Genomic DNA, 24,622 nt, shown 5'->3' with positions numbered 1-24,622 from the left:
ATCCTTAGTTAGCGCGCCGGCGCGCGCGAACGGCGGCGGGGCGGGCGTCAGGAGCGCCGCAGCGAGCGGTACTCGTCCAGCGAGGTCGCGTCGCGCTCTCTCGCCACGTCGACCGGCGCGAGGTCGAAGTCGTGCGCGCCGTCGGCGCACCAGAAGGCCGGGTGTCGCTTCAGCCAGCGGCGGGCGTCGCGGCGGCCGGCGGCGATCAGCGCGTCGACGTAGGCGCGGTCGAAGAAGAGGAACGAGAGCAGGTCGCCGCCGGCGTCGGTGCGGCCGCGCAGCAGCCGCCCGAGCAGCAGCAGGTCCGGGTGGCGGGCCGCCTTCATGCCGCCGTAGCGCTGCGCGAAGATCGTCATCGCCAGCTTGCCCAGCTCGCGGCGGCGGCGCGGCGTCACCATCGCGTAGGCGATCTTGCGGTACGGCCGCCGCCCGCGCGCCTCGCGGTAGGCGCGCGCCGACGGGATCGTGCCGACGCGGTGGTCCTCGACGAAGAAGCTGTTGATCGCGACCAGCCGCTGCATGTCGTCGGCGACCTGGTCCACGAGCAGACCGTCGAGCATGTTCGCGATGACGTCGACGAGGTGCGGCGGCGGCTCGACCGGCGCCGTCGGCGGCGCCGCCAGCGGCTCGAAGCCGATCACGATCACGTGGTCGGCACCCAGCTCGACAGCCGGCTTGATCGGCGCGTTGAGGCGTGTCGCGCCATCGGTGTAGAAGCCCTGCGCCGGCTCCGGCGTCGTGATCTCGACCGCCGGGAAGACGAGCGGGATCGCGGCCGAGGCGCGCACGTGCTCGTCGGCCAGCCGCACCGGCACGAACGGCAGCTCCGGGCTGGTCGGCAGTCTGCGCGGCGTCGCCGCCTCGACGAAGCCGACCGGCCGCCCCGTCGTCAGCTGCGTCGCGACGACGCAGACGGCGTCGAGCAGGCCGCCGTCGACGTTGCGGTGGAGCGCGTCCCAGTCCATGTGGCGGCCGAGGTAGCGCCGCAGCGGCCGCGGGTCCAGCAGCGAGCCGCGCCGCACGCCCGGGATCGAGAGCGCGTCGCCGGCCAGCCGCGCGAGGTTGAACGGCAGCCGCGGCGACAGCAGCGGCGCGATCACGTCGGAGCGCTCCAGCCCGCGCCAGCGCTCGATCGCCAGCTCGACCTGGGCGGCGACCGGCAGGTGCGCCAGCGACCCCAGCAGCGCGGCGTTGATCGCCCCGACGCTGGTGCCGCACAGCAGCGTCACCTGCTCGCCGCGCCGCTCCAGCTCGGGCAGCAGGATCGACAGCGCGCCGACCTCGTACGCGCCTCGCGCGCCGCCGCCCGGCAGCACGAGCGCGATCCGTCTCATGCGCGGGCGCGCACCCGTCCCGCGCGGCGGGCCGACATCGCCGCGGCGGTCGCGGCGGAGACGGCCGCCGGGTGCGCGATCGGCGACGGCGGCGGCGCGAAGCGCGGCTGCCTGCGAGCGAGCGCCGCGGCCTCGACGCGCGTCAGCGGGCGCTTGCCCCACTGCGCCGTCAGCGCATAGCCGACCAGTCTGTCGAAGTACCCATGCAACGGCGTCACCTCGATGCCTTCCTGCGCGAGCGTGCCCTGCGCGCGCGTCGTGTCGTAGCGCGCCCGCAGCGCGAAGTAGGGGTAGAAGACCTCGCTGCGCTCCAGCCAGCGCCGTCTCGCGCCGCTCGCGCGCGTCAGCAGCGCCTGGTGGACGGTGCGGCGGTAGATCGACGGCGGCAGCGCGAACGGCCGCGCGCGCTCGAAGGTCGCGGCCGAGATGTCGATCAGCTCGCCGACGCTGCTCGCCTGCGGCCCGGCCGCGAGCGAGTAGGTCGCGCCTGGCTCGCCCTCGATCCCGCCGCCGGCGAGCGCGAAGATCGCGTCGGCGACGTAGTCGACCGGCACGACGTCGACCGGGGAGCGGCGCCGGGCCGGCATCACCGGCGTCGTGGCGCCCTTCGCGAACGCCTTCAGCGGCGCGTAGATGACGTTGAACGCCGGCGTCCAGCCGGTCTGCCGCTCGCCGACGACGATGCTCGGGCGGAAGACCTGCAGCGGCAGCTCGGCCGAGTAGGAGCGGACGAGCATCTCCGCCTCCCACTTCGTGCGCTCGTAGGTGTTGCGGTGATCCTGGTTGAGGTCGAGGTCGTCCTCCGTGAAGAGGCCCGCGTGCGTGCCGGCGACGTAGGCCGTCGAGACGTGCGAGAAGCGCCGCAGCCCGCCGCGTCTCTGCGCCAGCAGGGCCAGCTCGACCATGTTGCGCGTGCCCTCGACGTTGATCGTCCGCGCCTCCTCCAGCGGCAGCGTGAACTCGACCGAGGCGGCCGAGTGGACGATCTCGACGACCTGCTCGGCGAGCGCCTCGCGGGCGGCGGCGTGCAGCCCGAGGCCGGGCTCGGAGAGGTCGGCGCGGACCGCGATCAGACGGCTGTCATACCACTCGGAGTTCGGCACGACCTCGTGCGCCGCGGCCCGCAGCCGCGCGGCCGCCTCGGCGTCGTCGCGAGCGCGCACGAGCGCGTAGACCGTCCGCTCGGTCTGCTCGAGGTAGCGCGCGAGCAGTTCCATTCCGAGGAACCCGGTCGCGCCCGTCAGCAGCACCGGTCCGTCGGCGAGAGGAGAGTCGATCGGCTGCGTCGAGAGCATGCCAAGCAGATTGAAGGTGCTTCGGTGCGGCCGGTATCGCCAACGGACCAACCTGCCGCACGGCCGTTTGGACGACGGTCGAAGAAGTTCGCGCGAAACCTCACGCGTGCGCGTGCTGACGCGTCACGGCGGCTTCACATCTTGCTCCGAGGCCGGGCTAGCGTCCGCGCCGACCTCCCCTCCCTCAGCAAGGAGTCCCATGACCTCGCATCTCGCGCGCGCGGCGCTCGCCGCGGCGGCGCTGACCGCTGCGCTGCCGACGGCCGCGCTGGCGGCGAAGCCGTCGTTCGACCTGCAGGCACACCGCGGCGGGCTCGGACTGCGCTCGGAGTCGACGCTCGCCAGCTTCGGCAACGCGATGAGACTCGGCGTCAGCACGCTCGAGCTCGACGTCCAGATCACGAAGGACGGCCAGGCGGTCGTCACGCACGACCGCAAGACGAACGCCGCGCTCTGCAGAGACACCGCGCCGGCGACGGCGGGCGACCCCGACTTCCCGTACGTCGGCAAGTACGTCGTGCAGCTGACGCTCGCGCAGGTGAAGACGCTCGACTGTGGCTCGATCCAGCGCGCCGGCTACCCCGAGCAGGAGACCGTCCCGGGCGTGAGGATCCCGACGCTGAGAGAGGTCTTCGAGCTCGTCAAGCGCTACGACGCGCCGGTCAGGCTGAACGTCGAGACGAAGGTCGAGGCGAGCGCGCCGGAGCAGACCGCGCCGCAGGAGCAGTTCGTCCAGGTCGTCGCCAGAGAGGTGCGCGCGGCCGGCTTCCTCAAGCGCGTCACGATCCAGTCGTTCGCGTGGGACGCGCTGCGGCGGATGCGGCAGGTCGAGCCGCGGCTGCCGGTCGTCGCGCTGATGGAGCCGTGGGAGAGAAGAGCCGAGATCAGAAGCTGGCTCGGGCTCGACCCGGCCGACTACGGCGGCGACCTCGTCAAGGCGGCCGACGAGTCGTTCCACCCCGACGCCGTCTCGCCCGAGGTGAGACTGGTGACGCAGGCGCTCGTCGACGGCGCGCACGCGCGCGGGCTCGACGTGATCCCGTGGACGGTCGACGATCAGCCGACGATGCGGCGGCTGATCGGCTACGGCGTCGACGGCCTCATCACCGACTACCCCGACCGCCTCCGCGCGGAGCTGAGAGCGGCCCGCTACAAGCTGCCCAAGCCGGTCGCCGCGCCGTTCGACGTGCAGGCCCACCGCGGCGGCCGCGCCTACAACCCGGAGAACACGCTCGCCGCGTTCGCGTGGGCGCTCGGAAACCGCGACATCTCGACGCTGGAGCTGGACACCGTCGTCACGCGCGACGGCCAGCTCGTCGTCTCGCACGACCGCAGAGTCAACGGCGCCCACTGCGAGGACACTGCCCCTGCGCGCGAGGGCGACCGCATGTTCCCCTACGTCGGCAAGACGATCCACGAGCTGACGCTGGCGCAGCTGCAGACGCTCGACTGCGGCTCCAAGACGCTGCCCGAGTTCGCGCAGCAGAGAGCGTCGCCGGGCGAGCGGATCCCGACGCTGAGACAGCTGCTGCGGCTGGTCAACGACAGCGACCGCGACGACGTCCGCCTCAACGTCGAGACGAAGCTCTCGCCGCTGGCGCCGTTCGAGGGCGTCGAGCCGAGACAGCACGCGCGCCTGCTCGTCGGCGAGCTGCGCCGCGCCGGCCTGCTGGACCGCGCCACCGTGCAGTCGTTCGACTGGCGCACGATCGTCGCCGCGCGCAGACTCGACCGCACGGTCGAGACGGTCGCGCTCGTGTGGCAGTACGGGCCGGCCGAGTGCGTCACGCTCGCCGACGAGTGCTCGCTGCAGGCGGCCTACGGCGACGCCGACGTGAAGAGCCCGTGGACGGCCGGCTTCGACTGGTGGCGCGACCAGGACCTCGGCAGACTCGTGCGCCGCACCGGCGCCGCGACCGTCTCGGCCAACTGGCAGGTGCACGACCCCGACCAGCCGCTCAGAGCCGACGACGACTGGTACGTCCGCACCGACCCGGCCTACTTCCACGGGCCGGACGTCGCCGGGCTGCACGCGCAGGGGCTGAAGGTCGTCCCCTACACGCTCGACGACCCGGCCGTGATCCAGCGCGCGATCGACCTCGGCGTCGACGGGATCATCAGCGACGACCCGTTGACGCTGATCGCGATCGCGAAGCAGAACGGGCTGCGCTAGCTGGCCGTCGGCTCCGGCTCCGGCTCCGCCAGCGGCGGGGCCGGGGCTATCGGCCGCGCCGCGGCCGCGACCTCGACGCGGTCGCGGCCGCCGCGCTTGGCGGCGTAGAGCGCGCGGTCGGCGGCCTGCATCAGCGCGTGCGCGTCGTCGGCGTGGAGGCCGAGCACGGCGATCCCGAAGGAGGCGGTCATCGTCGTCCGCTCCAGCCCGAGGTCGATCTCGGCGATCGCTCTGCGCAGCTCCTCCGCGACCCTCAGCGCGCCCTCGACCGGCGTGTCGGGCAGCAGCACGGCGAACTCCTCGCCGCCGCTGCGCGCCGCCAGGTCGCTCTCGCGCAGGTGGCTTCTGAGCGCGTCGCCGACGGCGGCGAGCGCGCGGTCGCCGGTGTCGTGGCCCCAGGTGTCGTTGAGGCGCTTGAAGTAGTCGATGTCGAGCAGCACGAACGCGAGCGGCCTGTGGCTGCGCGTCGCCTGCGCGTGCATCCGCTTGAGCGTGTCCTCCAGCGCCCAGCGGTTCGGCAGCCCGGTCAGCGCGTCGGTGCTCGCGCGCGACTGCGCGAGCGCCAGCGTGCGCAGCCCGGCGAGGATCGGCGCCGCCTGCGTGAGGCTCTCCTCGACGACCCGCTCGCCGCGCGCGACGCGGCCCGCGGGATCTCTGATGTGGACGGCGCCGATGACGCCGTCGCCGACGACCAGCGGACGGCAGCTCGACGGGCCGGCGGCACCGCAGATCTCGCACTCGACCAGCGGCTCGGCGGCGTCCTGCTCGTGGTCGGCGCCGCGGCGGACGGCGAGGCAGACGCGCGGGCGCGCGTCTGCGAGCGCGTCGACGATGCCGGCGTCGGCCGGCGGCGTGCCGGCCTCCAGCCGCTCGCCGCTGCCGCCGCGCCGCAGCACGGTCACGTCGACGTCCTCCAGCTCGCGTTCGAGGTGGCGCTTGAGCAGGCGGTCGGCCTCGCGCTCGTCGGCGGCGCTCTGCATCGCGGTCGCGAACTCGGCCTGGGCGCGCCCGAAGCGGCGCTCGCGCAGGCTCTCGCGGCGCAGCACGAGGTAGGCGACCCCGCCGAGCCCGAGGCTGATCGCGACGATCAGCACGGCGGCGCGGATCAGCAGCGCGTCGGCGCGCTCGTCGCGCTGGCGCTCGAGCATGTCCTGGTAGTGCTCGTGCTCGGCGCGGAAGGCGTCGATCGGGCCCTCGCGCTCTCTCAGCGCCGCCTCGACCGCTCTGTCTCTGTAGGCCATCACGCTGATGTCGGCGGCCGCCAGCTCGCGCCATCTGTCGGCGGCGACGCGCATCCGCAGCAGGCTGTCGCGCGCCTCTCTCGTGCGCGCCCCTCTCAGCTCCTGCTCCATCAGCTGGTCGAAGTCGCGGCGGGCGGCGTTGTAGGGCTCCAGGAACGCGGTCTCGAACGTCGTCAGGTAGCCGCGGGCGCCGATCTCCTGGTCGAGCATCGCGGTCAGCAGTCTCTGCGACGCCTCGATCCGCTGGAACTGCTGGCGCGTGTTGCGATCCAGCGAGCCGAAGACGAGCAGCAGCGCGACGATCCACGCGCCGATGAGGCCGGCGAAGAGGAGACCGGGGAGGAGCCGTCTGAAGCGCATCACATCGGGAGATCGGCCGCGACCTGCGCGAGCTTGAGCCGGGCACGCCGGCTCGCGCGGGCGGTAGGGTCCGGCAGATGATCTGGCTGCTGCGACACGGCGACGCCTTCGACGCGGAGGCCGGGCAGAGCGACGCCGAGCGGGCGCTGACCGACAAGGGCCGCGCGCAGGCGACGGCCGCCGGCGCGGCGCTGCGCGCGCTCGGGGTCGCGATCGACAGCTGCCTCGCCTCCTCGCGCGTGCGCGCACGCGACACCGCCGCGCTCGCCTGCGCCGAGCTGGGCGTCGAGGTCGAGCTCGAGCCGCTGCTGCAGGGCGGCCGCTTCGATCCGCTCGCGCTCGCCGCCGGCCGCGGCGAGCAGGTGCTGCTGGTCGGCCACGAGCCCGACTTCTCGCGCGCCGTGTTCGAGCTGACGAGCGCGCACGTGCAGATGAAGAAGGGCGGCCTCGCCGCCTGCGAGCCGGGCCGCCTGCACGCGCTGCTGCGTCCGGCCGAGCTTGGTCTGATCGCTCGTTCTTGATCGCACCTGTGCGTTTCTGCGCGTAGACGGCTGGGTAACGACCAGCCGTGACCGTCGTGGTGCCACACGACGGCTGAAAACGCAGGAGGAGAGATGTCCAGACGTACCGGAGGCGCGGCCATGGTCGCGGCGCTCTCGGCTGCCGTCGTCGGCCTCGCGGCCGCGCCGGTCGCGGGCGCCAGGGGCGGCGTCAAGGGGAGCGCGGCGGGCGAGTCGGCCGCCGCGCGGATGCTCGGGCTGCCGTCGCTGGAGACGGCGCAGCGCTACAACCTCGCGCCCGCGTCGCGGACGCTGAGGCCGGTCGCGCTCGACGACGCGACGCCGCTCAACGCCGACTTCGTCACCGCCGCCTCGCCGGCCTCCGAGGAGGACGGCCACAGGCTCGACGCCGACCCGACCAGCAGACGCGCCAGAGTCGGCGGCAGCTGGGTCCGCTCCGCCGGCGCCGACGAGCCGCTGGCGCAGTTCTCCTACGCGCTGCTGCGGCCGCGCGGCAACGGCCCGGTGCGGCTGCGGATCGAGGAGGCCGGCGCCGAGCTGGCGCAGTACGACGTGCTCGTCAACGGCGTCAAGATCCACCACCGCGGCCCCAACCCGCAGGAGCGCGGCCAGTACGGCGGACAGGTCGGGCTCGTCCACTACGAGCTGACGATCCCGCGCACCGCGCTCGACCGGCGCCGCGGCGCCGAGCGCTTCCGGCTCGCCTTCCGCAACGGCGACGAGCCCGGCCCCGGCGCGCGGATCGCGCAGGTGTGGGCGATCGGCGACCGGGGCGGTCGCGCCGCGCGCGCCGCCGCCGATCCCGACGCGCCCTACGGCGGCAGCGTCGACAACGCCCGCGCGCTGGCCGGCGGGCGCGGCACGACGACGCTGCGCGGCGACGTGCTCAGCCGCCCGTACGCGATCGTCGACTTCGGCCGTGAGGTCGGCGGCGACGTGAGCGTGCGCGCGAAGAAGCTGTCGGGCGCGCCGAAGCTGTCGTTCGCCTTCTCCGAGTCGAAGCAGTTCATGACGAGCGCCTCCGACTACTCGGCCGACCCGGTCGGCGTCGTGACCGAGACCGAGACGGTCAAGGTCCCCACCGGCACCAGCACGATCTCCCCGCCCGACGGCCGCGGCGGCTTCCGCTACCTGATGGTGTGGCTCAGCGGCCCCGGCGCCGTCGAGCTGTCGGACCTGAAGCTGAGATTCGAGGCGGCGCCGCTGCAAAGAGACCTGCGCGACTACGCCGGCGCCTTCCTCAGCTCCGACGACCAGCTCAACCGCTTCTGGTACTCCGGCGCCTACACCGTCCAGCTCTCGACGATCGACCCGCAGACCGGCCGCCGCTACCCGGCGCAGCCCGGCCCGCCGCGCAACGACGCGAGAATCGGCGACGGCCCGTCCGTGATCGTCGACGCACCCAAGCGCGACCGCTTCATCTGGGGCGGCGACCTCGTCGTCGCCAACCCGGTCGCGTACCTCTCGACCGGCGACACGCTCAGCCCGCAGCTCGCCTTCGACTGGCTGTCGGCGAGACCGAGCCCGGAGGGCCAGCCGGCCGGCGTCTACATCCCGACCGAGGACGGCTCCTCGGGCTGGTGGATGAACTGGGGCGAGTACGCGCTCTGGTGGATCGTCAACTACGAACAGCACTACCGCTACAGCGGCGACAGAGCGTTCCTCGACAGATGGTTCCCGCAGCTGCAGGACACCGTCCGCTGGGCGCGCTCGCACGTCGACCCGGCCGACGACCTGCTGGTGACGCCGTCGAGCGCCGGCGGCCACTGGGGCTACGGCCTCGGCGGCACGAAGGAGACGTACAACAACGCGCTGCTGGTGCACGTGCTCAGAGTCGCCGCGACCGCCGCCGAGCAGGCCGGCAGAGCCGACCTCGCCGCCGACTGGCGCGCGCAGGCCGGCAGAACCGCGGCGGCGATCAACGCGTCGCTGTGGGACGAGGCGGCCGGCGCCTACATCGTGCAGCCCGGCTCGAGCGCGCACCCGCAGGACGCCAACACGCTCGCCGTGCTCTCCGGCGTCGCCGACGGCGACCGCGCGGCGCGCGTGCTGAGCACGCTGCGCAGCGGCTGGACCGCGATCGGCTCGCCGACGGTCGACGCTGCCGACTCCGCGGTGCCGCGCTACGTCAGCCCGTTCGTCTCGACGTTCGAGCTGGACGCGCTCGCCGCGCAGGGCCGCACCGACGACGCGATCACGCTGCTGAAGCGGACCTGGGGCCACATGCTGAAGGGCGACGAGACCGGCACCTTCTGGGAGAACATCTCGCTCTCCGGCGGCCCGCAGCTCGGCTCCTACACCTCCTACTCGCACGGCTGGGCGGCCGGGCCGACCGCGTTCCTGACCAACACGGTCCTCGGCGTGACGCCGAGCGGGCCGGGCTTCAGCGAGGTGACGATCGCCCCGCACATCCCGAGCGGGCTGAGCTGGGCGCAGGGCCGCGTCCCGACGCCTCGCGGAGCGATCGACGTCGCCTGGAAGCAGGCCCGCGACGGCCGCGTGACGGTCGCCGTCAGCGCCCCGGCGGGGGTCAGGTACACGGTCGCGAGCCCCGGTTCCCAGCAGCGCGCCGCGGCGAAGAGCGGCACGACCACGACGATCCTGGAGGCGACGCGATGAGCCCCCATCGCATCATCGCGGCCGGCGCGGCGCTCGCGCTCGCGGCCGGCGGCGCGGCGGCGACGTCCGCGTCAGCGGCGCACGGCGGCGGAAGCGGCGCGGCCCAGCTCGCCCCCGCCGACAACCCGAACGGCCCCTGGCGCGCCGATGGCCACAGACCGCGCAGAGGCGGCTGGCGCGACTACGTGCTGGCGCCCTCGCAGCGGTCGCTGGCACCCGCCTCCGTGCTGCAGGCGACGCCGCGCGGCGGCGCGATCGACGGCGATCCCGCCGCGGCGCTGCGCGCCGACGGCCGCTCGGTGAGGCTGACCTCGGCCGGCGACCGCAGCGGCTCGCCGCTGCTGGCGCTCGACTTCGGCCAGGAGGTCGGCGGCCACGTGCGCGTGAAGCTCAGCGGCGCGAGTCAGACGCCGCCCGAGCTGCACGCCTGCTTCAGCGAGTCGCAGCGCTACCGCGCGCTCGGCTCCCGCAACGACGGCCAGGCGAGATTCGCGCCCGGCTGCGACACCGCCAACATCTGGGTCGGCTTCCCCGGCACCGCCTACACGTACGACGCCGACAGCCACACGCTGACGTTCCCGGCCTCGCTCCCCGGCGAGGCGGTCGACAGAACGCTGCGCGGCGGCTTCCGCTACCTGACGCTGTTCCTCGACGGCCCCGGCTCGCTCGACGTCGACGCCGTCACGGTCGACTACACGCCCGAGCCGAGCCGCCGCGACCCGTCGAAGCTGGCCGGCTGGTTCAACAGCTCCGACGAGCAGCTGAACAAGATCTGGCACGCCGGCGTCTACACTGTCCAGACCAACACCGACCGCGCCGACACGGCCAAATCGTGGCCCTACGGCGACGGCGAGCGCGACCACGCCGACGGCCAGCTCCCGCACCTCAGAGCAGACGACGAGGTGATCTACGACGGCGCCAAGCGCGACCGGCTGATCTGGCAGGGCGACCTCGCCGTGCAGAACCCGGTCACCTACCTGTCGACCTGGAACCTCGGCGCGGTCGCCAACTCGCTCGACCAGCTCGCCGCGCAGCAGCTCGACGACGGCTTCGTGCCGGCCTCCTCGCAGATGGGCGCGCACAACGCCGGCGAGCGCCGCACCTACGGCGAGTACGTCACCTGGTTCGTCTCGAACATGGCCGAGCACTACCGCTACACCGGCGACCGCGACTATCTCAGACGCTGGTGGCCGGCGATCGAGCGCGCCGCCGCCTGGCTGGAGTCGGTCCGCGGCCAGGACGAGCAGGGGCTGATCGGCTTCGGCGCGGTCGGCTCGTGCGGCCACTACGGCTACTCCGACTGCGGCCACGAGACCTACGTCAACGCGCTCTACGCGCGCAACCTGACGCAGCTCGCGACGCTCGCGACCGCGCTCGGCGACAGCCGCGCCGCCGCGACGTACGCGAGACGCGGCGCCGCGCTGCGAAGCGCGATCGACGCGCAGCTGTGGGACGAGCAGGCCGGCGCCTACCGCCTCAGCCGCGAGCTGCCCGACGTGCACCCGCAGGACGGCAACGCGGCGGCGGTGATGACCGGCGTCGCGACGGCCGCGAGAGCGACCCGCGCGATGGCCTTCCTGCGCGCGAACACGTGGGCGCGCTACGGCTCGCTGACGGTCAGCCCCGACGAGCCGAACGGCTCGCTGTCGCCGTTCTACGCGCCGCTGCCGAGCGGCTTCGAGGCCGAGGCGCGCTTCGACCTCGACGACCCGCGCGGCCTCGAGCAGGAGGACGCGGTCGCGCTGCTGAAGCGCTTCTGGGGCCACCAGCTGAAGCTCGACCCCGGCTCGACCTTCGTCGAGCACCTGCTGCCGAGCGGCTACCCGAGCCTCGGCCAGTTCTCCTCGCTCGCGCACGGCTGGGCGAGCGGGCCGACGGTCGTGCTGACGCGCGACGTGCTCGGCGTCGACCCGACCGAGGCCGGCTACCGCCGCTTCACGGTCGCGCCGCACACCGCCTCGCTGACGTGGGCGGAGGGCCGCGTGCCGACGCCGCACGGCGCGATCGACGCCTCGTGGAAGCGCCGCGGCGACGACGTCACGATCGCGACGACCGTCCCGCGCGGCACCGAGGGGGCGGTCGCGGTGCCGACCTCCGGCCGCACCGTCACGGTCCGCCGCGACGGCCGGCTCGTCTGGGACGGCCGCCGCGCGCTCGCGCCCGGCGTCCGCCGCGACGGCGACCGGATCGTCGTCGCCGGCCTCGGCCGCGGTCGTCACACGGTCAGCGGCCGGGCGTTCGGCCGCGCCGCCGGCGACGCGCTGCGGCTGGTCGTCTCGCCGGCGCGCAAGACCGTCGCGCCGGGCGATCTGGTGCCGGTCAGAGTCGCGCTCAACGGCGCCGCCCGCGGCGACCTCGAAGGCACGCTCGACGTCAGCAGCTCCGACGCCGACTGGGAGGTCAGCCCGCGCCAGACGCGCTTCGACCTCGCCAGCGACGGCCGCGGCGTCTCGAAGACGATCACCGCCTACGTCGTCGTCCCCGACGACGCGAGCGCGGGCAGACGGACGATCGCGATCAGCGCGCGCACGCGCGGCGGCGCGACCGCCGACGGCAGCGTCGTGCTGTCGCTGACCGCGACCCGCCAGCTGTACGGCTTCGAGCAGGACGCCGACGGCTGGCAGGCCGGCGACAACGTCAGCGGCGTCGCGCGCGTCACCGGCTTCGCCAACGGCCCCGGCAAGCCGGCCGAGGGTGGCGGCGCGCTGGAGGCGACCGGCAGAAGCGCGCCGGCGTCGGCGGGCAAGACGGTCTTCGTCACCCCCGCCAGCCCGCTCGACCTCGGCGACGCGACCGCGCTGCAGCTGTCGCTCGACAGCTACGGCGGCGCGCCCGGCGCCAGCGGCTACGAGGCGACCGTGACGGTGACCGGCGCCGGCGGCGAGAGCAGAAGCGCCACGCAGGAGGTCTCCGCCGACAGCTGGAACCGGCTGACGCTCGACCTCGCCGGCTGGGCCGGACGCTCCGCCGTGTCGCGGATCGAGGTGTCGTTCCGCGCCGTCGGCAGCGACGCCGCCTGGCAGCCGCGCTTCCAGCTCGACGACGTGGCGGTCGTCAGCGGCTGAGCGGCGAAGACGATCGGTCCGGCGGATTGCGGGGTAGGCCTCCCTGCATGCGCCCCTTGATCGCGGTCACGACCTCGGAGATGCGCGATCCGCCGGACCACCTGACGAAGGACCAGGCCGACCCGCCGCGGCGCGAGATGGCGCTCGGCCTGCGTTATCTGGAGGCGGTCGAGAGCACCGGCGGCGTGCCGGTCGTGGCGCCCCCGATGGGGCTGGTCGCCGGGGAGGCGCTGCTCGACGCCGTCGACGGCCTCTGCCTCTCCGGCGGGCCCGACATCCATCCCTCCGCCTACGGGCAGGAGCCGAACCCGCAGCTGGGCCCGACCGAGCGCGAGCTGGACGCCTTCGAGCTGGCGCTCGTGCGCGCCGCCGACGCGCGCGAGCTGCCCGTGCTGGCCGTCTGCCGCGGCATGCAGCTGCTCAACGTCGCGCGCGGCGGGACGCTGATCCAGCACCTGCCCGACGTCGTCGGCCACGAGGTCGAGCACCGCCAGAGAGAGCGCGCCGAGAACGTCACGCACCCGGTCAGAGTCGCCGAGCACTCGCGCCTGAACGAGCTGCTCGGCTGGCGCCACGGCGCCGTCAACTCCTTCCACCACCAGGCGATCGACCAGCTCGGCCACGGCCTCGTCGCGACCGCGTGGTCGCCCGACGGCGTGATCGAGGCGGTCGAGGCGCCCGAGCGGGCGTTCCTCGTCGGCGTCCAGTGGCACGCCGAGTGCCTGATCGGCTGGCCCGAGCACGTGCCGGTCTTCCAGGCGTTCGTCGCCGCCGCCCGTGCGCACGGCGAGCGGCGGGCGGGCGCCCGCGCGGGCGAGGCGGTCGGCGCCTGATGTGCGGCCTCGCCGGCGAGATCGCGTTCACGCGCACGGCCGACCTCTGCGCGGTCGAGCGGATGGCGCAGACGCTCGCGCGCCGCGGGCCCGACGGGCAGGGCGCCTGGAGCGACGGCCGCATCGCGCTCGCGCACCGGCGGCTGAAGATCATCGACCTGTCCGAGCGCGCGGCGCAGCCGCTGGTCGACCCCGACAACGGCCTGACGGTCGTCTTCAACGGCTGCATCTACAACCACCGCGAGCTGCGCGCCGAGCTGGAGGCCGACGGTCACCGCTTCTTCTCGACCTCCGACTCGGAGGTGATCGCGAAGGCGTTCGCGCAGTGGGGCCCGGCCTGCGTCGAGCGCTTCGCCGGCATGTTCGCGTTCGCCGTCGCCGAGCGCGACAGCGGCCGCCTCACGCTCGCGCGCGACCGGCTCGGGATCAAGCCGCTCTACCTCGCCGAGGCCGACGGCGCGCTGCGCTTCGCCTCGACGCTGCCGGCCCTGCTGGCCGGCGGCGGGGTCGACACGACGCTCGACCCGGTCGCGCTGCACCACTACTTCTCCTGGCACGCGGTCGTGCCGGCGCCGCACACGATCCTGCGCGGCGTGCGCAAGCTGCCGCCCGCGACCGTGCTGACGGTCGAGCGCGACGGCAGCCGTGCGCAGCGCGTCTACTGGGATCCGCCGTTCGAGCGCCTGCCCGAGCACGGCGGGATGGGCGAGCGCGAGTGGAGCGAGGCGGTGCTCGACAGGCTGCGCATCGCCGTGCGGCGGCGGATGGTCGCCGACGTGCCCGTCGGCGTGCTGCTGTCCGGCGGGCTCGACTCGTCGCTGATCGTCGCGCTGCTGGCGGAGGAGGGCCAGCGCGACCTGCAGACGTTCAGCATCGGCTTCGAGCACGGGCCGGAGGTCGAGGGCGACGAGTTCAGATACTCCGACCTCGTCGCCGAGCGCTACGCGACCGACCACCGCCAGTGGCGCGTCTCCGGCCGCCAGATCCTCGACGCGCTGCCCGACGCGATCGCCGCGATGAGCGAGCCGATGACCTCCCACGACGCGATCGCCTTCTACCTGCTCTCACGCGAGGTCTCGGGCGCCGGCTGCAAGGTGGTGCAGTCCGGCCAGGGCGCCGACGAGGTCTTCGCCGGCTACTCCTGGTACCCGCCGCTGGCCGCCGCGCCGGGCCTCGGAGACGACGCCTACGCGGCCGAGTTCATCGACCGCGACCCGCAGGAGATGGCCGCGCTGCTGCTCGCCGACCGCCTGCCGGGAAGCGACGTCAGCCGCCGCTTCGTCGCCGACCACTTCGCCCGCGACGGCGCCGCCGAGCCGCTCGACCGCGCGCTGCGGCTCGACACGCAGATCATGCTCGTCGACGATCCCGTCAAGCGCGTCGACAACATGACGATGGCGTGGGGGCTGGAGGCGCGCACGCCCTTCCTCGACCACGAGCTGGTCGAGCTGGCGGCCGCCTGCCCGCCGGCGCTGAAGCTCGCCCACGGCGGCAAGGGCGTGCTGAAGACGGCCGCGCGCACGCTTCTGCCCGAGCAGGTGATCGACCGTCCCAAGGGCTACTTCCCGGTGCCGGCGATCTCGCACCTGGAGGGCGAGCCGCTGGAGCGGGTGCGCGACGCGCTGGAGTCGCAGGCGGCGCGCGACCGCGGCCTCTTCCGGCCCGACCACGTCGCAGCGCTGCTGGCCGACCCGGTCGGCGCCCGCACCGGGATCGGCAGCTCGAAGCTGTGGCAGGTCGGCCTGCTGGAGCTGTGGCTGCAGGAGCACGGGCTGTAGGTGCGCGCGTGATCGCCGAGCAGCCGCACGGACCGCTGGACGGCTACGACGAGGCGTACGCCTCCGACGGCGTCCCGCGGGCCGAGTACGAGAGCGTGCTCGGCGCGCTCGGCGAGATCGACCTGGGCGCGCTGCGCAGACGCGTCTGGTCGCGGATGGCGGCCGTCGGCGCGACCTTCGGCACGCAGCCGTTCGGCGTCGACCCGGTGCCGCGGATCCTCGCGGCCGGCGAGTGGCAGACGCTCGCGGCCGGGCTGCGGCAGCGGGTGCGGGCGCTGAACGCGTTCGTCCACGACGCCTACGGCGAGCGGCGGATCGTCGCCGCCGGCGTCGTCCCCGCCCACGCGATCGACCAGGCCGAGGGCTACGAGCCCGACCTGCGCGGCCGGCTGCCGGCGGGCGCGATCCCGATCGGCGTCGCCGGCCTCGACGTCGTGCGCGACGTCTGCGGCACGCTGCGGGTGCTGGAGGACAACCTGCGGATGCCGTCGGGCTTCGCCTACGCGGTCGCCGCGCGCGAGGCGGTCGTCGAGGCGCTGCCGGCCGGCGTCGGCGCGCCGCGCCACGACCTCGCCGCGGGCGTTGCGCCGGCGCTGGCGCGGACGCTGCGGGACGCGGCGCCGCACGGGGGCGGCGACGAGCCGGTCGTCGTGCTGCTGAGCGAGGGCGCGTCGGCCTCGACCTGGTACGAGCACGCGACCGCGGCGCGCTGGCTGGGGATCCCGGCGGTCACGCGGCGGCAGCTGCGGCGCCGCGGGCCGGACGTGGTCGCGCTCCTGCCCGACGGGCGCGAGCGGCGCGTCGACGTCGTCTACCGGCGGCTCGACGAGGAGCGCCTGCGCGACGACCGCGGCCGCCCGACCTGGCTCGCGGAGCTGCTGCTGGAGCCGTGGCTGGCGGGCCGGATCGGCGTCGTCAACGCCTTCGGCACCGGCGTCGCCGACGACAAGCTCGCGCACGCCTTCGTCGAGGGGATGGTGCGCTTCTATCTCGGCGAGGAGCCGCTGCTGCAGTCGGTCCCGACGCTCGACCCGAGCGACCCGGCGGTGCGGGCGCGCGTGCTCGCCGACCCGCGCGCGCACGTCGTCAAGCCGCGCGCCGGCGAGGGCGGCCGCGGCGTCGTCGTCTGCGCCCACGCCGACGCCGCCGACGTGCGCGCCGCGATGGCGGCGCTCGAGCGTGAGCCGGAGCAGTGGGTCGCGCAGGAGACGGTCGCGCTCTCGCACCATCCAACGGTCGTCGCGGGCGGCCGGCTGGCGCCGCGGCACATCGACCTGCGCCCGTTCGTCTTCGCCACCCGCGGCGGCGAGACGGCGGTGCCGGGCGGGCTGACGCGGGTCGCCTGGGAGGCCGGCGCGCTCGTCGTCAACTCCTCGCAGGACGGCGGCGCGAAGGACACGTGGGTGCTGCGGTAGGCCGGGTCGCGCACCGGATGGTTGAGCGATCTAGGATGCGCCCGTGAGCGCGGCGACGGGGAGCGGGACGGTGGCGGAGGCGGTCGGCGGGGCGCTGGCCGCGGCCGGCGTGCGGGTCGTCTTCGGCGTGCTCGGCTCCGGCAACCTCGTCGTCACCAACGCGCTGCGATCTGGCGGCGCGCGCTTCGTCGCCGCCCGCCACGAGGAGGGCGCCGCCTGCATGGCCGATGGCTGGGCGCGCGTGACCGGCGAGGTCGGCGTCGTCTCGGTCCACCAGGGACCTGGCCTGACGAACGCGATGACGGGGATCGCCGAGGCGGTCAAGAGCCGCACGCCGCTGCTCGTGCTCGCCGCCGACACGCCCGCGGCCGCGCTGCACTCGAACTTCCGCATCGACCAGGCGGCGCTGGCCGAGTCCGTCGGCGCCGCGGCGGTGCGGCTGGCGACCGTCGACGACGCGACCGCCGCGCTGGCGCAGGCCGCCGCCGAGCGCCGCCCGGTCGTCCTCAACCTGCCGCTCGACGTCCAGGCCGCGGGCGCCGCGGGGGAGTCTGCGGCGCTTGCATCGCATGGCGAGGGGAGAGCCGCAGAGTTCCACGGCGACGGCGCGGCGCCGGGCGGGGCCGTGGGCGGCGGCGCGGCACCCGACGCGGATGCCGTCGCGCGGGTGGCGGAGCTGCTGGCGGCGGCGCGGCGGCCGGCGATCGTCGCCGGGCGCGGCGCGGTGCTGAGCGGCGCGCGCGAGGCGCTCTCAGCGCTCGGCGAGCGAGTCGGCGCGCTGCTGGCCACCTCGGCACCGGCCCACGGCTTCTTCGCGGGCGAGCCGTTCGCGCTCGGGATCGCGGGCGGGCTGGCGACGCCGCTGGCGCAGGAGCTGCTGCCGCAGGCCGACCTCGTGGTCGCGGTCGGCGCGACGCTCAACCACTGGACGACCCGCAGCGGCACCCTCTTCGGCGATGCGCCGGTCGTGCAGATCGACGTCGACCCCGCCGCGCTCGGCGTCCACGGCCCACGCGTCGCGACGATCGCCGCCGATGCGACGGTGGCGGCGACGGCGCTGCTGGCCGCTATCGACGCGCGAGAAGGCGTGCCCACGCCCGCCGATGTCGCGCCCGCCGATGTCGCGCCCGCCGATGCCACGCCCGCCGCCCCCGCGCCCGCCGCCCCAGAGGCCGCGCGCGGCTGGCGCACGCCGGACCTCGCCCGCACGATCGCCTCGCGCCGCTGGCACGACGAGCCGCTGGAGGCCGCCGTCGCGCGCGCGGGGATGCCGCCGGCTGGCACCGTCCACCCGGGTGCGCTGACGATCGCGCTCGACGAGCTGCTGCCGGCCGATCGCACCGTCGCGGTCGACTCGGGACACTTCCTCGGCTGGCCGGCGATGTACCTGCCGGTCACCGACCCGCGCGCGTGGGTCTTCTGCAACGGCTTCCAGGCGGTCGGGCTCGGGCTCGGCTGCGCGATCGGCGCCGCCGTCGCGCGGCCGGACAGGATCACGGTCGCGGCGCTCGGCGACGGCGGCTGCTTCATGGCGCTGCCGGAGCTGGAGACGGCCGCGCGCCTGAGACTGAAGCTGCTCGCGCTCGTCTACGACGACGCCGCCTACGGCGCCGAGGTCCACCACTTCTCGCCGTCCGGCGAGGCCGTCGACGGCGCCCAGTTCCCGCCGGCCGACCTGGCCGCGCTCGGCGCCGCCGCCGGCGCTCGCGCCGCGACGGTCCGCGCCACCGAGGACCTGAGCGTCGTCGCCGACTGGCTCGCCGACGGCGCGCCCGGCCCGCTCGTGCTCGACGCGAAGGTCGATCCCACCATCTGCGCCGCGTGGCTGGAGGACGCCTTCCGCGGCGGCTGAACCCGCACCCGCAGACCCAGCACCCAGGATCCAGGAGAGAGCATGTCCGACACGCCCGTCACCGCGCTGCTCGCCGCGCTCGCCAACGCCTCCGCGACCGTCGTCGACCTGACGCAGCCGCTGAGTGAGCGGACGCCGGTGATCCAGCTGCCGCCGCCGTTCGAGAACACGCCGCAGCTCACCCGCCGCGAGCTGAGCCACTACGACGACAGAGGCCCGATGTGGGCGTGGTCAGTGCTGGAGATCGGCGAGCACACCGGCACCCACTTCGACGCGCCGATCCACTGGGTCTCCGGCAGAGACGGCGAGGACGTCGCCTCGGTGCCGCCGTCGAAGCTGGTCGGCCCGGCGGTCGTGATCGACAAGAGCGCGGAGGTCGCGAACGACCCCGGCTACCTGCTGACGGTCGACGACCTGCTTGCGTGGGAGGCCGAGCACGGCCGCGTGCCGGACGGCGCCTGGCTGCTGTTCCGCTCCGGCTGGGAGTCGCGCGCACAGGACTCCGAGACGTTCCTCAACGCCGGCCCCGAGGGTCCGGTCACGCCCGGCCCCGACGCGGCGCTGGCGCTGTGGCTCGCGAGCGAGCGCAGCATCGCCGGCTTCGGCGTCGAGACGGTCGGCACCGACGCGGGCGCGGCCGGCGGCTTCGAGCCGCCCTTCCCGGCCCACCACTTCCTGCTCGGCGCGGGCGTCTACGGCCTCACCCAGCTCGCCAACCTCGGCGAGCTGCCGCCGACCGGCGCGCTGCTCGTCGTCGCACCGCTGAAGCTGGTCGACGGCACCGGCAGCCCGACGCGCGTGCTGGCGATCGTGCCGGCGTAAGGGCGTCCGGCGCGCGGGAGGGCGCCCGCGCCGCGCCCGGCCGGATGCGGTGCGCGCTCAGCGCGGCGGGACGTGCGGGCGCGCCCGCAGCGTTCCGCCGACCGCCTCGTCGCGATCCTCGCCGACGACGCCGGCCAGCAGCGCGCGCCAGCCGAGGCCGGCGCCGTAGCGGCCGCACTCGACCTCCATCACGGCCAGGTGGCCGGGCGCCGGCAGCACGGCCGCGAGCCGGTCGGCGCTGCCGCTGGCCGGCGCCGGGGCATGCGCGACGCAGGCGTCGAGCCCGCGCGGGAGCGCGTCCGGCCGCTCGCCGAGCTGCAGCTGCCAGAGCGCGTGCGCGCCGCGCGCGCGGACCGACTCGACCAGCAGCGCAGCGACGCGATCGTGCATCACGACGACGTCGCCAGGCGCGATCTCGCCGCCCAGCAGCGCGTCGAGCGCGGCCAGGTCGAGCGACCCGGGCGCGGCGACCGCGGGCGCGTCGAGATGGAGGCGGCGCGTCGCGATCCCGTCCGCTTCCGGCGCGCAGAGGCAGACGTCGACCGTCTCCGCCGCGACCGCGCCCGAGGCGAGCGCGGAGAGGCACCAGACGGTGCGGCCGGCGAGCGCGTCGGCGGCCGCCTCGCGGGTGTGCTCCAGCACGCGCGCGTCACGCGGGCGGGCGAAGCTGGAGGTGCCGGGGCCGCCGGCGTGGGGCGGCAGGTGCTCGGTGCTGGAGGAGGTCATCTCACAGCGTCGCTTTGCCGACGGCGCGCGCGGCGAAACCGCAGCCAGCAGCGCGCGGACATCGCGGGCGCCGCGGAGCGCTGCGAGCGGCTGCGCGTCACAAACGTGAGACGCTGCGCGTAGAGGGGGTGTGGGGCGACTGGAGACAACGGCGGCGAGCGACGCCGAGCTGCTGCGCGACTGCGGCGAGCGGCCGGAGGCGTTCGGCCTCTTCTACCGCCGCCACGTCGAGGCGCTGCTCGCCTACCTGCACCGCCGCACCGGCCGCGCGGAGCTGGCCGCCGACCTCTGCGCCGAGACCTTCGCCCGCGCGCTCGAGCGCCACGCGCAGTTCGACCCGCAGCGCGGCCCGGCGCGCGCCTGGCTGTTCATGCTCGCCGGCGGGCTGCTGGTCGACAGCTTCCGGCGCGGACAGGTCGAGCAGCGCGCGCGGCGGCGGCTCGGGCTGCCGGCGCGGGAGCTGACCGATCGCGACCTTGAGCGGATCGAGGAGATCGCGGAGGCACGCAGCGGCGACCCCGCCGGGCTCGTCGCCGACCTGCCGCCGGAGCAGCGCGAGGCGGTGCTGGCGCGGATCGTCGACGAGCGCTCCTACGCGGAGATCGCCGACGAGCTGAAGGTCTCCCAGACGGTCGTGCGCCAGCGCGTCAGCCGCGGGCTGTCGACGGTGCGGGCACGGCTGCAGGAGCGGGAGGGACGATGAGCGACGGCTTCGACTTCATCGACGGGCTGGAGCACGACCTCGTCGCCGCCGCGGCCCGCCGCCGCGACGCCACCCGCGCCGCGCGCGTCGCGCGCCTGCGCCAGCGCTTCGGCCTGCGCGGCGGTGGGCTGGCGCTGCTGCTGTTCGCCTTCGTCGGCGTCGCGACCGCAGGTGCGACCTTCGCCGTCCTGCGCGCCGCCGTGATCCAGGCGCCGGCCGCGCGCGACGTGCCGCGCGAGCAGACGCCGGCCGCCGGCAGCGGCCAGATCAGCCCGCTGCGCGCGGCCGACCCGGTCGCCGGCCGCCCGCCGTGGACGCTGCGGCTCTCACGCAGCTCGACCGGCCTGCTCTGCACCACGACCGGCCAGCTCGTCGACGGCAGATTCGGACTGATCGGCCTCGACGGCCGCTTCCGCACCTACGACGAGCGGATCGCCGACTCCTGCGGCGAGCGCGTCGCCGGTCCCCACGCCTCGCTGCTGGGCGCGCGGATCTTCTCGGCGCGGGTTCCTGGCGAGGTGCGGACGGTCGTCAACGGCGTCGGCGGCAGCGAGCTGCGCAGCGTCACGCTCGTGACCGACGGAGGCCGCAGAACGCTGCCGCTCGGCCCCGGCGGAACGTTCGTCGCGGCGCTGCGCGGCTACCCGGAGGACAACGCGCTGCGCGTGGAGCTGGCGTTCGCCGACGGCTCCGTCGAGCGCCACGATCTCGGTGTCGGCCGCGCGATCGTGCCCGATCCGGCGGGCGGCGGCGCCTGGCGGGTCGACGTCTCCGCTCAGGCGTACTCGGCCGATCGCGACCGCTGCGTCGTCTTCCGGCAGGCCCGGCCGGCGCGGCAGTACAACCCCTATCTGCCGTCGGCGCCGACGAGCCCGGCCGCCTGCGGGCGGACTCGGCGCGGGATGCCGGCGAGCGGCGCCTACTACGCCGTCCGCCGCGTCGAGCCCGGCTCCGTCGACCGGCGCGAACGGATGCGCGGCGGCGGCAACTGGGGCGACCATCCGCCGCGGACGGCCGTCTGGGGCGGCTTCGCCGAAGACGTCGCGCGGATCGAGGTGCTCGGGCCGGGCGGCCTGCGCCGGCGTGCGTCGCTGACGCCGCGTCACGTCTTCCTCGTGATCCTGGCGCCGTCGGTCGACCCTGCGTCGCTGACGGTGCGGGTGACGCTGATGGACGGCAGCGTCCGTGAGGGCCGCGGCGACTACGGTCTGATCGAGGGGAGATGGGCGAGATGAGAACGGGACGGCTGCTGCTGCTCGGCGGGCTCTGCGGCGTGCTGCTGGCTGTCGCCGGCGCGGTCGCGCTGCGACTGCTGGAGGAGCCGCAGGCACGCGGCGCCCACGGCCACGCCGCCGCCGCGCCGGCGCGTGGGACGACGAGCCGTCCGCTGACCGCTCCGGCGCTGCGGCCCGCGCAGCCACGGCGCGGCGCGAAAGCGGTCGGCCGGTCGCGGGTCGTCGCGCGCGCCGCCGACCCCGACGGCGGCCCCGGCTGGGTGCTGCGCGTGACGCGTCTGCGGATGACGTGGCGCGAGCCGAACGGGAGAGTGCTGCTGCGTCCCGTCAACGTCTGCGCGCAGCTGCTGCGCCGCTGGCGCGGGCAGCTCGGCTGGATCGACGGCCGCAACCGCTTCCGGCCTGTCAGCCCGGTCAGCGACGCCGCCCCGGAGGAGTGCGGCCCGCCGAACGCGCCGACGCCGTGGGCGGCGCCGGACAGCTACACGACGCGCATCAGCGACCCGCCGGCCGGCGGCGAGCCGCAGGCGCTGCAGACGATCCACTGGAGCGGCCCGTACGCCGGCGACAGAGCGATGCTGAAGGTGGGCAGCCGCGCGCAGGAGCGGGCGGCGAGAGCGGAGTACCGCGTCGCGGACCCGGCTGGCGGCCTGCCGTGGGGCTTCCCGAGCGAGGGCCAGGGGCCGCGCGGCTGCATCCACTCGTTCGCGCCGCTCGTCGGCGGCCGCGCCGGCATCGTCGACGAACGGCTCGACACGCTGTCGGCGCTCAACTGGGGCGGCGCCGCGTGCGCGAACAACCTGGGGGAGGGCGACCCGACGCCGCAGCGGCCCTTGCGCGCCTTTGCGAGCAGCTCCGCCTCGGCCTGGCTCAGCAGCGGCGAGCCCGCGCGCACGCGCGCCCTGCGACTCGCCGACGGCCGCACGATGCTCGTCGCCGAGGCGCATCCGGACGTCGTCTCCGTCACGGTCCTCAGCCCGCGCGACGTACGCACGTTGACGCCCTCGCCGCGCGACCACCTGGTCGCGGCGCTGTGGGACGGCGTCTTCACGACCGGCGACGTCGTGCTGCGGGCGCGGATGCGCGACGGCACGACGCGCGAGCAGCGCGTGCCGGTCTTCCGCTCCTGACGGATGCGCCCCCGGAATCGGGGGTAGCGTCCCGGCATGGGAGCGATCAGGAGAACGCTGCAGCCCGGCGGCGGCCGGCCGATGCATGCCGGCGGCACTGCGGGGATGGAGGCCGGACAGGCCGAGCGGACCCCGCTGAAGAAGGCGATCGGCCGCAACATGCTGCTCTTCTTCGTCGTCGGCGACGTGCTCGGCGCGGGCATCTACGCGCTCGTCGGCGAGGTCGGCGGGCGTGTCGGCGGGGCGATCTGGGCCTCGTTCGGGGTCGCGCTCGTGCTCGCCTTCCTGACCGCGTTCGCCTATGCCGAGCTGGTCACCAAGTACCCGCGTGCGGCCGGCGCCGCGCTCTACGTCAACAAGGCGTTCAGAGCGCCGTTCGTGACCTTCCTCGTCGCCTTCGCGGTGATGTGCTCCGGCATCACCTCGGCGGCGACGCTGTCGACCGCGTTCGGCGGCGACTACCTCGAGCAGTTCGTCTCGGTGCCGACGGTGACGGCGGCGCTCGTCTTCATCGTCGTCGTCGCGCTGATCAACTTCCGCGGCATCTCGGAGTCGGTCAAGCTCAACATCGTCCTCACGACGATCGAGCTGTGCGGCCTCGTGCTGATCGCCGTGATCGCCGCCGCGACCGTCTTCAACGGCGAGGGCGACCCCGGCCGCGCGTTCGAGTTCAAGAGCGGCGAGTCGGTCCCGATCGCGATCCTCGCCGGCGCCGCGCTCGCCTTCTACGCGCTGATCGGCTTCGAGGACTCGGTCAACGTCGCGGAGGAGACCGAGAGACCGCAGCGCGACTACCCGCGCGCGCTGTTCGGCGGCCTGCTCGTCGCCGGCGTGATCTACCTGGCCGTCACCGTGCTCGCCTCGATGGCGGTCCCGACCGACCTGCTTGCCGGCTCCTCCGGCCCGCTGCTTGAGGTCGCGAAGGGCGGCCCGCTCCACATCGACACGAAGGTGTTCGCGCTGATCGCGCTGTTCGCGGTCGCCAACGGCGCGCTGATCAACATGATCATGGCCTCGCGGCTCGTCTACGGGATGAGCCGTGAGGGGATCGTGCCGCGCTTCTTCGGCGGCGTCCACGCGGGCCGTCGCACGCCGCTGGCGGCGATCGTCTTCACGACCGCGCTGTGCATGCTGCTGATCGCGATCGGCACGCTCGAGAAGCTCGCCGACACGACCGTGACACTGCTGCTGTGCGTCTTCATCCTCGTCAACGTCTCGGTGCTGATGCTGCGCAGAGACCCGGTCGAGCACGACCACTTCAGAGCGCCGAGCTTCATCCCCGTCGTCGGCGCCGTCATCTGCGCGGTGCTGCTGACGCAGCAGCCGGGCTCGTCGTTCCCGTTCGCCGGCGGCCTGATGGCGCTCGGCGTCGTCCTCTACGCCGTCAGCCGGCTCGCGACCGGGCCGGTCGAGATGGACACGAGCCGGCTGGAGAAGGTCGAGACGCCGGACTAGGGGGAGCCGAGCCAGGCGCGTGAACGCTCGCATGCCGTAACCTCGCCCGCGACAGCGGCGACGTG

The 24,622-nt window shown here is 74.8% G+C and carries 17 protein-coding genes and 1 pseudogene; 14 read left to right on the top strand and 4 right to left on the bottom strand.

Annotated elements, in window-relative coordinates:
• Positions 1-47: 47 nt before the first annotated feature.
• Together Q7L73_RS10915 and Q7L73_RS10910 are read right to left on the bottom strand one after the other, a co-directional pair.
• Positions 48-1,334 (bottom strand): patatin-like phospholipase family protein, encoded by a 1,287-nt coding sequence (locus tag Q7L73_RS10915; protein WP_304693110.1) that lies wholly within the window; start codon positions 1,332-1,334, stop codon positions 48-50.
• Positions 1,331-2,629, bottom strand: coding sequence for an SDR family oxidoreductase (locus Q7L73_RS10910; protein WP_304693112.1), 1,299 nt, complete (start codon positions 2,627-2,629; stop codon positions 1,331-1,333). The genes Q7L73_RS10915 and Q7L73_RS10910 overlap by 4 nt, the downstream gene beginning before the upstream one ends.
• Positions 2,630-2,828: 199 nt before the next feature.
• Here Q7L73_RS10910 and Q7L73_RS28725 point away from each other — a divergent pair.
• Both Q7L73_RS28725 and Q7L73_RS28720 read left to right on the top strand, forming a co-directional pair.
• Positions 2,829-3,800: pseudogene (locus tag Q7L73_RS28725) on the top strand (glycerophosphodiester phosphodiesterase); the annotation flags it as partial.
• 15 nt (positions 3,801-3,815) lie between these two features.
• Positions 3,816-4,802 carry a glycerophosphodiester phosphodiesterase family protein gene (locus Q7L73_RS28720; RefSeq protein WP_370552646.1) on the top strand — a complete coding sequence of 329 codons (987 nt, stop codon included), beginning with the start codon at positions 3,816-3,818 and terminating at the stop codon, positions 4,800-4,802.
• Here Q7L73_RS28720 and Q7L73_RS10900 read toward each other — a convergent pair.
• On the bottom strand, positions 4,799-6,403 hold the full coding sequence (locus Q7L73_RS10900; protein ID WP_304693114.1) for a diguanylate cyclase: 1,605 nt from the start codon (positions 6,401-6,403) through the stop codon (positions 4,799-4,801). The genes Q7L73_RS28720 and Q7L73_RS10900 overlap by 4 nt on opposite strands.
• A gap of 77 nt (positions 6,404-6,480) precedes the next feature.
• On the opposite strand from Q7L73_RS10900, the gene Q7L73_RS10895 reads away from it, so the two are divergent.
• The 8 genes from Q7L73_RS10895 (at position 6,481) to Q7L73_RS10860 (ending at position 19,308) form a co-directional block, all read left to right on the top strand.
• A complete protein-coding gene (locus tag Q7L73_RS10895) occupies positions 6,481-6,924 on the top strand; it encodes a histidine phosphatase family protein (protein WP_304693116.1) in 444 nt (147 codons plus the stop codon).
• A gap of 93 nt (positions 6,925-7,017) precedes the next feature.
• The gene (locus Q7L73_RS10890) at positions 7,018-9,543 is read left to right on the top strand and encodes an alpha-L-rhamnosidase C-terminal domain-containing protein (RefSeq protein WP_304693118.1); all 2,526 of its coding nucleotides are present in this window, start codon (positions 7,018-7,020) and stop codon (positions 9,541-9,543) included.
• Positions 9,540-12,608 (top strand): alpha-L-rhamnosidase C-terminal domain-containing protein, encoded by a 3,069-nt coding sequence (locus tag Q7L73_RS10885; protein ID WP_304693119.1) that lies wholly within the window; start codon positions 9,540-9,542, stop codon positions 12,606-12,608. The genes Q7L73_RS10890 and Q7L73_RS10885 overlap by 4 nt, the downstream gene beginning before the upstream one ends.
• A gap of 47 nt (positions 12,609-12,655) precedes the next feature.
• A complete protein-coding gene (locus Q7L73_RS10880) occupies positions 12,656-13,441 on the top strand; it encodes a gamma-glutamyl-gamma-aminobutyrate hydrolase family protein (protein WP_304693120.1) in 786 nt (261 codons plus the stop codon).
• Positions 13,441-15,219 (top strand): N-acetylglutaminylglutamine amidotransferase, encoded by a 1,779-nt coding sequence (locus tag Q7L73_RS10875; RefSeq protein ID WP_304693122.1) that lies wholly within the window; start codon positions 13,441-13,443, stop codon positions 15,217-15,219. Before Q7L73_RS10880 ends, Q7L73_RS10875 begins: the two co-directional genes overlap by 1 nt.
• 8 nt (positions 15,220-15,227) lie before the next feature.
• The gene (locus tag Q7L73_RS10870; RefSeq protein WP_304693123.1) at positions 15,228-16,634 is read left to right on the top strand and encodes a circularly permuted type 2 ATP-grasp protein; all 1,407 of its coding nucleotides are present in this window, start codon (positions 15,228-15,230) and stop codon (positions 16,632-16,634) included.
• A 43-nt stretch (positions 16,635-16,677) separates the two neighbouring features.
• Positions 16,678-18,486: a thiamine pyrophosphate-binding protein gene (locus tag Q7L73_RS10865; RefSeq protein WP_304693124.1), complete on the top strand. Its 1,809-nt coding sequence runs from the start codon at positions 16,678-16,680 to the stop codon at positions 18,484-18,486.
• 42 nt (positions 18,487-18,528) lie between these two features.
• Positions 18,529-19,308, top strand: coding sequence for a cyclase family protein (locus Q7L73_RS10860; protein WP_304693125.1), 780 nt, complete (start codon positions 18,529-18,531; stop codon positions 19,306-19,308).
• 57 nt (positions 19,309-19,365) lie between these two features.
• Here the strand turns inward: Q7L73_RS10860 and Q7L73_RS10855 are convergent, their stop codons facing one another.
• A complete protein-coding gene (locus Q7L73_RS10855; protein ID WP_304693126.1) occupies positions 19,366-20,034 on the bottom strand; it encodes a hypothetical protein in 669 nt (222 codons plus the stop codon).
• Positions 20,035-20,164: 130 nt separating this feature from the next.
• On the opposite strand from Q7L73_RS10855, the gene Q7L73_RS10850 reads away from it, so the two are divergent.
• From Q7L73_RS10850 to Q7L73_RS10835, 4 genes are read left to right on the top strand one after another with little or no spacing between them, the layout of a single operon-like run.
• On the top strand, positions 20,165-20,737 hold the full coding sequence (locus Q7L73_RS10850; RefSeq protein WP_304693127.1) for an RNA polymerase sigma factor: 573 nt from the start codon (positions 20,165-20,167) through the stop codon (positions 20,735-20,737).
• Positions 20,734-21,972 carry a hypothetical protein gene (locus Q7L73_RS10845; RefSeq protein ID WP_304693128.1) on the top strand — a complete coding sequence of 413 codons (1,239 nt, stop codon included), beginning with the start codon at positions 20,734-20,736 and terminating at the stop codon, positions 21,970-21,972. Before Q7L73_RS10850 ends, Q7L73_RS10845 begins: the two co-directional genes overlap by 4 nt.
• Positions 21,969-23,102 (top strand): hypothetical protein, encoded by a 1,134-nt coding sequence (locus Q7L73_RS10840; protein WP_304693130.1) that lies wholly within the window; start codon positions 21,969-21,971, stop codon positions 23,100-23,102. The genes Q7L73_RS10845 and Q7L73_RS10840 overlap by 4 nt, the downstream gene beginning before the upstream one ends.
• Positions 23,103-23,138: 36 nt before the next feature.
• Positions 23,139-24,557, top strand: coding sequence for an APC family permease (locus Q7L73_RS10835; protein WP_304693132.1), 1,419 nt, complete (start codon positions 23,139-23,141; stop codon positions 24,555-24,557).
• Positions 24,558-24,622: the final 65 nt, after the last annotated feature.

The sequence above is a fragment of the Conexibacter sp. CPCC 205762 genome, assembly GCF_030646155.1.
GTDB lineage: Bacteria > Actinomycetota > Thermoleophilia > Solirubrobacterales > Solirubrobacteraceae > Conexibacter.
This window is presented reverse-complemented; position numbering and strand designations above follow the sequence as displayed.

What these genes read in the sequence shown, in the direction of transcription:
- Q7L73_RS10855 (WP_304693126.1), bottom strand. Translation starts at nt 20,034, where the DNA reads ATGACCTCCTCCAGCACCGAGCACCTGCCGCCCCACGCCGGCGGCCCC.
- Q7L73_RS10910 (WP_304693112.1), bottom strand. Translation starts at nt 2,629, where the DNA reads ATGCTCTCGACGCAGCCGATCGACTCTCCTCTCGCCGACGGACCGGTG.
- Q7L73_RS10915 (WP_304693110.1), bottom strand. Translation starts at nt 1,334, where the DNA reads ATGAGACGGATCGCGCTCGTGCTGCCGGGCGGCGGCGCGCGAGGCGCG.
- Q7L73_RS10890 (WP_304693118.1), top strand. Translation starts at nt 7,018, where the DNA reads ATGTCCAGACGTACCGGAGGCGCGGCCATGGTCGCGGCGCTCTCGGCT.
- Q7L73_RS10845 (WP_304693128.1), top strand. Translation starts at nt 20,734, where the DNA reads ATGAGCGACGGCTTCGACTTCATCGACGGGCTGGAGCACGACCTCGTC.
- Q7L73_RS10835 (WP_304693132.1), top strand. Translation starts at nt 23,139, where the DNA reads ATGGGAGCGATCAGGAGAACGCTGCAGCCCGGCGGCGGCCGGCCGATG.
- Q7L73_RS10895 (WP_304693116.1), top strand. Translation starts at nt 6,481, where the DNA reads ATGATCTGGCTGCTGCGACACGGCGACGCCTTCGACGCGGAGGCCGGG.
- Q7L73_RS10875 (WP_304693122.1), top strand. Translation starts at nt 13,441, where the DNA reads ATGTGCGGCCTCGCCGGCGAGATCGCGTTCACGCGCACGGCCGACCTC.
- Q7L73_RS10900 (WP_304693114.1), bottom strand. Translation starts at nt 6,403, where the DNA reads ATGCGCTTCAGACGGCTCCTCCCCGGTCTCCTCTTCGCCGGCCTCATC.
- Q7L73_RS10880 (WP_304693120.1), top strand. Translation starts at nt 12,656, where the DNA reads ATGCGCCCCTTGATCGCGGTCACGACCTCGGAGATGCGCGATCCGCCG.
- Q7L73_RS10885 (WP_304693119.1), top strand. Translation starts at nt 9,540, where the DNA reads ATGAGCCCCCATCGCATCATCGCGGCCGGCGCGGCGCTCGCGCTCGCG.
- Q7L73_RS10860 (WP_304693125.1), top strand. Translation starts at nt 18,529, where the DNA reads ATGTCCGACACGCCCGTCACCGCGCTGCTCGCCGCGCTCGCCAACGCC.
- Q7L73_RS10840 (WP_304693130.1), top strand. Translation starts at nt 21,969, where the DNA reads ATGAGAACGGGACGGCTGCTGCTGCTCGGCGGGCTCTGCGGCGTGCTG.